Here is a 7480-nt window from a genome sequence, read left to right as displayed (position 1 = left end):
AGATCGCCATGGTCGCCGCTTTGCGCGTCTGTCCATTTGCCTGCGCCTCCCCGGCTCTCAGCCGTGGCCGACAATCTGACGTAGAGGCTGCGACCCGGCGAATTGTGAACATCGCCGACCAGCCAGTAGCGGCCTTCACGGCGGCCATTGGACAGGTAACGACGGCAGACCGCCTCGGCTGAGGCGGCAAGGCGGCGGGCGATTTCGGTGGCGGGACTGTCCATGCGGGGCTCCTTCAGGCGGCTTTGCGTGCCGCGATCCGCTGGATCGGAAACCGGTCCAGCAGCTTGGCGAGCACATCCACCCCGACAGCCCCTGTCGGTATGTAGAGCTTGAGTTTCCACGAGACGATCTCGGAGATCAAGCCCATTGCCTTCAATCGCTCGATACCAAGATCGTTGAAGCCGGTCAGTTCGATCCGCCAGTCATTCATGGCGCGGACGCGGGCGAGCGTCTGATCTTCGGTCAGATGCAGTTTGGCATCTCCGGCACACAGCATCGCCCAAGCTTCGGCAGGCACGACGGACGCCGTGTCCTGCTCAATCACCGTGGCGACCCAAGCGGGCGAAACCTTGCGGCCGATGACGCGCTCGCCAGCATCGGTTTGCAGGCGGTAGACGCGGGTCGATTCATTGGGGAGCCGCCGCCAGATCGGCAGCAGCAGGCCTGAAACCATATGCAGGGTCGAGGTTTCGAACTCGGGCAAGTCGGCAAGTTCGGCCTGCCAGACTTCTCTGAACCGCTCACGGTCCACCGGTTCCCAATGACTCGTCGCAAACGCCTCCGCGAGGATGTTGGTCGCCTCCAAAGGCCGGACGAGGCGGATGCGTGGGTGAATGCCGCCATCATCGTCGATCAGACTGCGCGCGCGCAATTTGACTGCCGCGCGCCCGGAGCGGGTGTTGATCACGAGTTCGGCATCGCGATCCACTGCCATGGCCAGCGCCCTCTCGAGCACAACCGGCTCGATCCGGTCTTTGCGTTCGATGGTCAGGAGGTGGGTCACAGCTCCGGTGCCGGGATGGGTGTAGATGGTCTTGCGGTCGGAGACCGAGAAGCTTTCGGCGCGCAGGGTTTCGAGGCCCATTTCATAAGTGCCGCTGGCGATTGCGCCTTCGACCCGGGCCGTCAGCAGGCCCTCGAAGGCCTCGAACAGGATGTTCTGCATGGAAATGGTGAGCGCCAGCATCCGGTTGAGGAAGGTCGTGATGGGCGGAAGCTCGTCCTTGAGCCCGCCGTCACTGTCGAGCAGCGACAGGCCGGTGGCCGTTTCGAATTGCCCGAGCGAACAGCCATCGATCTTGCCGCGCACCAGCAATTGGTAAAGCTGGCGCAGGGCATCGCGGGCATAGTAGGATTCTAGATTATCGCTGGCGCTGAACATGTTCTGGCCGCCGGTTTGCCGCTGGCCGCGCGTGATCGCCCCTAGACTGTCGAGCCTTCGGGCGATCGTCGAGATGAAGCGCTTCTGCGCCTTCACGTCGGTCGATACCGGGCGGAACAGCGGTGGCTGCTTCTGATTGGTGCGGTTGGTGCGGCCAAAGCCCTGAATGGCGGTGTCGGCCTTCCAGCCCGCTTCGAGCAGGTAGTGGACGCGGCGGCGCTGGTTCTTCACGCCCAGGTCGGCATGATAGGATCGCCCCGTGCCGCCAGCCTCGGAGAAGACGAGGATGTGCTTCTTGTCATCCATGAACGCATGGGTTTCAGCGATGTTGGCAGAGGCTGGCCGGTTCTCGACAGCAAAGCGGACTGAACCATCGCTGTTGGCGCGGGGCACAATACGACGGGAACGTCCGGTCACCTCGGCAACCGCATCGCTCCCGAAATGCTGGACAATCTGGTCAAGCGCGCCGGGCACAGGCGGCAAAGCGGCAAGTCGTTCAAGCATCGCATCACGGGCACGGCAGGCTTCGCGGTTGAGGATCGGATTGCCGTCGGCATCAAAAGCAGGACGCGAGGCGAGATTGCCCTCGCTGTCGGTGAAAGGCTCATAGAGCTGCACCGGAAAACTGTGCGCGAGATAGTCGAGCACATATTCACGCGGCGTGATGTCCACGGAAACGTCATCCCATTCGTCGGTCGGGATTTCGGCAAGGCGGCGTTCCTGCAGGGCTTCGCCCGTCGATACGATTTGCACGACGCAGGCGTGACCAGCCTCAAGATCGCGCTGCATCGCCTGAATGGTGCTTGGCGTCTGCATTGCGGTGATCAGGTGGTTGAAGAAACGCTGCTTGGCGCTTTCGAACGCTGATCGCGCTGCCGACCGGGCCTGTGCGTTCAAGGTCCCATGGGATGCACTGGTGACGCCCGATGCTTCGAGCGCCGCATCGAGATGGGCGTGAATGACCTGAAATGCTCCGGCATAGGAATCGTAAATCCGCACTTGCTCAGGGGTCAGTTGGTGCTCGAGCAGGTCATATTCGACGCCGTCGAATGACAATGAGCGGGCAGCATAGAGGCCAAGCGCCTTAAGATCGCGGGCCAGCACCTCCATGGCAGCAACGCCGCCATCCTCAATCGCGGCCACGAAGTCGGCGCGTGAGACGAAAGGAAAGTCTTCGCCGCCCCACAGCCCGAGCCGCTGGGCATAGGCGAGGTTCTGCACCGTCGTGGCACCGGTGGCAGAGACATAGACGATTCGAGCATTGGGCAGCGCATGTTGCAGCCGCAGGCCCGCCCGTCCCTGCTGTGAAGCCGAGACATCGCCGCGCGCGCCCTTGCCGCCTGCGGCATTGGCCATGGCGTGCGCCTCGTCAAAGATGATGACACCGTCAAAGTCACGGCCAAGCCATTCGACGATCTGCTGGATCCGGCTCGCCTTGCCGCCCCGCTCCTGCGAACGCAGGGTCGCATAAGTCGTGAACAAGATGCCTTCCGCCAACTTGATAGGGGAACCCTGCCGGTAGCGTGACAAGGGCGTCACCAGCAGGCGTTCCTGCCCCAAAGCCGACCAGTCGCGCTGAGCATCCTCAAGCAGGCGGTCCGATACCGAAACCCAGAGCGAACGACGGCGGCCTTTGAGCCAGTTGTCGAGGATGATGCCTGCGACCTGACGGCCTTTGCCCGCGCCCGTGCCGTCACCCAGAAACCAGCCGCGGCGGAAACGGATAGCAGCATCGCTTTCCTCAGCTGCCGCCGAGACGAGATCCCATGTGTTGTCAACGGTCCATGCCCCTGCCAGATGCCCGGAATGGGCCTCGCCAGCGTAGATTACGGATTCCAGCTGCGCGTCGGACAACACGCCGTCACGCAACAGGCGCTCGGGCAGGTGCGGGCGATAGGTTGGTTTCGGCGGGGCTACCGAGGCCATCGACGCCGATTGAACCAGCGGCGTCGGGTGCGGCAATGCGCCGGGAATGACGACCGATTGAAGTCCATATCGTTCGTAGATGCTGTCACCGAGTTGCCCCTCGGGCGGAGACCAGTCAGCAGTCGAATAAGTGAGTTCCGGCGCATCGGCATCGACCATGGGATTGATCGGAACAGTCCGAGCAACCGCGCGGCTCACGGGCGACGACGAAGCGCAATGCAGTCCTGCACCGGACAATGGGGTCATCGGTCCGCGCGGCGGCACCTGCGCTTCGACCCATTTGAGCAAGGTCGCGGTATCAGGAGCGGTTCCTGCGCTCGGAACGAAGGTCGTGGGTTCGGAAGCGGGCAGCTTATCGATTACCGTCAGTCGGATGTCGATCGTTGTGCCGTGCTTGCGATAGACCTTGCCGTCGATGGAGGCTGTAAAGACCACACGTCCGGCCCCCTGCAACCGGATGAAAGCATCGCGCCATGCTGGAGCATCAGGAGAACAGCCAGCGCCGGTAATGACCACCAGCCGACCCCCATGCTCGAGCCGGGCCAGGGCGGAAGCAATGTGGCGAAGCGAGGCGTCCTTCATCGTCCGCTCAACATGCGCGACGGCCGAAAACGGCGGGGTTACCAGAAAGACGCTTGGGCGTGCCGAAATGGGCATGCGATCATCAATCGACGCGGCGTCATGTCTGCTGACAGCCACGCCCGAGAACAAGTGCGACAGCAGCGCTGCCCGGCCTTCAGCGAGTTCATTCAGCACGAGCTGTGCACCGGCCAGTTCGGCCTGAATCGCCAACATGCCTGTGCCAGCAGAAGGTTCGAGCACAGTTTCGCCAACGCCAATCGAAGCAGCGACAACGGCCACGAACGATAGACCCGCAGGCGTCGAATATTGTTGCAAGGCCTGGCTGGTTTCAGAGCGCCGGGTGTGGGTTGGCATAAGAGCTGATACCCGCTCAATCAGCGCAAGGGAGTGAGATCGGGAGCCACTGCGCGACAAGATTGCCGGGCCAAAACGGCGCAGGAAAAGGATTTGAGCAACCTCACAGGCATCGTAGGCGCTCTTCCAATCCCACGCACCTTCAGCGTCGGTGCCGCCAAAGGCTGCCGTCATCCCATTGCCCAGATATGCGGATTCAACGGGCCGCCCAATTTCGAGCAGGGGAAGAAGCGAGGTAGCTGCGGCCAGTAGCGCACGAGCCCGCGCGTCAAATGAGCAATGCGATGCGAGCGACGCAGCGCCAAGCGCTGCGTCCGTAAGGATATGGGCCATTGATGGGATCTCCGGGAGAGCAGGAAGGGCGGATCACGCCCGGACACTCTCTCTCAAACCCGGGCGATTCGCCCGCTCCCGGCGCCGCTCTCACTGGATTTCCGCCCGAACGACGCAGGGAAGTGTTAGCATATTTTAGCAAAAGAATGGCCGAGCAGCGGTCGGTTCCTGTCGGGATCTTTCCGATGTGATTGTTGATTTCGTCGCCCGAAGCTCGCCGTTCAATCAGCTCAGCGTGAACGCCTCTAATCAACCGGGAGAGGACGCTAAATCGGTGGCTTGGCGGCGTAAATTTGGATGATTCCCGCCAACTCGGATTATGATCGATCCAATCGGCTTAATGATAAAAATCCTCGCCGGCTTCGGGCGTTAGCAGGCCGCGTTCGATCGTTTGTAAACCTACCTTGTTACCGGTTTGGACGAACAGTGACCGGTAGTCATTGATAGTCGCTTCGCTCGGAAGGACAGGACATGAGTCTTCCTGCATCATGTATTGCCGAAATCGCTGCCGCATCGTTATATCCAAACGGCGCTGGTGGCGATCAGCTAGAAGGTCTGCAGCAGAAGCCGGCGCTGCCATCGCCAGCTCAAGCGGCGCAAAAACTGGCGTGCCGCGCTCAGCGAGCCTCGCGATGAGGATCGTGCGAATACACCAGACCATGCGGCGCACGACTAAGTTAGAATTTAGCGCGCGAGCGTGATGGTCGAGGAACCACCCTAGGTCACGAGCGTGCGCGATTTCGCGGGCATAGCTTGTCCGCAGCCTGAACTTCGACCGCAACTGATCCAGCTGGCCTAATGGGTCGAATACCGGCTTGGCTTCGCGCACGATGTGGCACACGAATAAATCTCCTTCGCGCGCATCGTTTGTCAGCTTCTCCCATGGATAGAAGAACATCGAGAGGTGGCCGATCGAACTGTGTTGTGGCGTGCCGGGTGGGCTGATGAGCAGGAGATCGGTGTCCGAACCCCTGCCATTGTCCTCACGGGCACGGCTGCCGAAGAGCAAGATCGCGGAAACCCCTTGATCTCCAATACCCATGTTCAACGGGAAGCTCGTTCGATCGCATCAATCGACAGCTTGCGCGCCGTGGTTCGAGCATTGACGACCTCCTCGCGATTTAGGAGCACCAGCTGCTGCTTCCCCGGCGGCAATGTGTCGGGCGCAACGTCGAAGTTATGCTCGGTCATCAGGTAAAAGGTCTGGCTGAGCCGCTTGGTAACGATGAGCCTGCCGCCGACCATCTCGTACTCGGCCTCAAGTGCCGCTTGCTGGCTCTTAGACAGTGCCGGATTGGGCGCCAAGATGAGGTCGATCTCGTGCATCCACTCAAAATCGAGTGTGGGATCGATCGAGGCCCTGGTAATGTCGCCGACTTGATCAATGCGAAAGAGATTATAATCACGAAAATCCGAATGTTCTGTTGACCAAGCCCGCACATACCAACGACCGATGGCGTGAAAGAGTGCATGGGGCGCGATCACGCGACTTGGCTCGGGCGACCCGGTGATTGACTTGTACTGGATCTCCAGCTGGCCACGCTGGTTGATAGCGTCGAGAATATGAAGCAGGATTCGCGCGTTCGTGTGCTTGCGCAGCAGCGAAACATTCTCGATCGGCGGCCGATCGTCAAACCAAGTGTCCTCCTGGCGCATCCATCGATTCTCGATTGCGACAAGTTGAAGCAAATAGCGTTCGGCTGAGGCGTGCATCAGCTTCGGCTCGTAGGTCGGAGCCCGCAGATAGGCCTTCAGGGTTTGGTCGTACACGAGATTACCGGGCGCCAGCACGGTGTATTGGGATATGTCGGATGAAGCCTGTTGTGCCGAGATTCCAAAGGTTTCCGACAGATCACGGCGATTGAAACGCCCGTCCCAGAACAGCCGGAAATCGATAAATTCGAGCCGCCGCTGCACGCCCCAGCGTACTGTCTCGCGTGATTCCTCAGCCACCTAACCCTCCAACAACTCGATTCGAAAAAAATATCCCATCGCATTTCTTGACGGGTAGTGCTATCGTTCCCATATTCAATGGACGCGATGATCGCGGGGATCAACGCCTAAGGTCGACGAACAGACGCAAAGGGCCGAAAAAATGGCGAAAAATACTGGTGACGGGTTCCGACGCGGTGCCGTGACAGGGCGCACACAGTTTCAGCGGCCCGATGGACTCTGGCAGAAGCGCGATGAGCGCACCGGCCACCTCATGAGTGTCAAGGACGATGGCGAACCATTCAAGGGTGTTGCCCGCGAACCGGACGGTCGCGACACGCCCAACGCATGAGTGTCAAGATCAGGTGCTGTCAGATCGCTGCGCGCACTTGGCAGCCGCCGTTTGACCAAGAGGGATTAGTATGACTGCTTCAATCACATTTTTCCCCGTCGGCAACGGCGATATGACGCTCATCACGTTCGACAACGACCAGAAGCTCCTTGCCGACCTGCATGTGCGCAACGCGGCAGACGACGAGGATGACGAAACGCCGAATGTCATGGCAGATCTGCGCGAACGGCTTTCCCGCGACGAAAAGGGCCGTCTTTTTGTTGATGGTTTTCTTCTCAGCCATCCGGACAAGGATCATATCTGCGGGTTGGAAACCCATTTTCACCTAGGCCCGCCCGATGAATGGGTTAAGTGTGACGACAAGATCTTAATCCGAGAAATGTGGTCGTCGCCCATTGTATTCCGCCGTGCCTCCAAGAATCACGTTCTTTGCGACGATGCCAAGGCATGGGCAAAGGAGGCTCGGCGGCGTGTCGCTCTTTTTCGAGAGAAGGGCACCGCCACGGTCGAGGGCGATCGTATCCAAATCATGGGCGAAGACGACGACGGCAAGACCGACGATATCCTTGCAATCGTTGTTAAGGCGGGCGGCCTTGTCAGCAAGCTCAACCGGATCG

The 7480-nt window shown here is 60.3% G+C and carries 4 protein-coding genes and 2 pseudogenes; 2 read left to right on the top strand and 4 right to left on the bottom strand.

The window, feature by feature from the left end:
* From Q0239_RS15745 to Q0239_RS15730, 4 genes and pseudogenes are all read right to left on the bottom strand, one after another.
* Positions 1-224, bottom strand: a pseudogene (locus Q0239_RS15745) (DNA primase); the annotation flags it as partial.
* An 11-nt stretch (positions 225-235) separates the two neighbouring features.
* Complete coding sequence (locus tag Q0239_RS15740) at positions 236-4579, bottom strand: strawberry notch-like NTP hydrolase domain-containing protein (protein WP_298604634.1); 4344 nt, start codon at positions 4577-4579, stop codon at positions 236-238.
* Between the two features lie 337 nt (positions 4580-4916).
* The gene (locus tag Q0239_RS15735; RefSeq protein ID WP_298604632.1) at positions 4917-5621 is read right to left on the bottom strand and encodes a nucleotidyltransferase domain-containing protein; all 705 of its coding nucleotides are present in this window, start codon (positions 5619-5621) and stop codon (positions 4917-4919) included.
* Between the two features lie 2 nt (positions 5622-5623).
* Positions 5624-6532, bottom strand: a complete 909-nt coding sequence (locus tag Q0239_RS15730; RefSeq protein ID WP_298604630.1) for a WYL domain-containing protein — start codon at positions 6530-6532, stop codon at positions 5624-5626.
* A 142-nt stretch (positions 6533-6674) separates the two neighbouring features.
* Here Q0239_RS15730 and Q0239_RS15725 point away from each other — a divergent pair, with 142 nt between their 5' ends.
* Together Q0239_RS15725 and Q0239_RS15720 are read left to right on the top strand one after the other, a co-directional pair.
* Positions 6675-6863 (top strand): hypothetical protein, encoded by a 189-nt coding sequence (locus Q0239_RS15725; RefSeq protein ID WP_298604628.1) that lies wholly within the window; start codon positions 6675-6677, stop codon positions 6861-6863.
* 70 nt (positions 6864-6933) lie between these two features.
* Positions 6934-7480 (top strand): annotated as a pseudogene (locus Q0239_RS15720) (hypothetical protein); the annotation flags it as partial.

Source organism: uncultured Sphingorhabdus sp., assembly GCF_937872355.1.
Classification (GTDB): domain Bacteria; phylum Pseudomonadota; class Alphaproteobacteria; order Sphingomonadales; family Sphingomonadaceae; genus Sphingorhabdus_B.
Note: the sequence above shows the minus strand (reverse complement) of the source record. Positions and strands in the feature narration are given on the sequence as shown.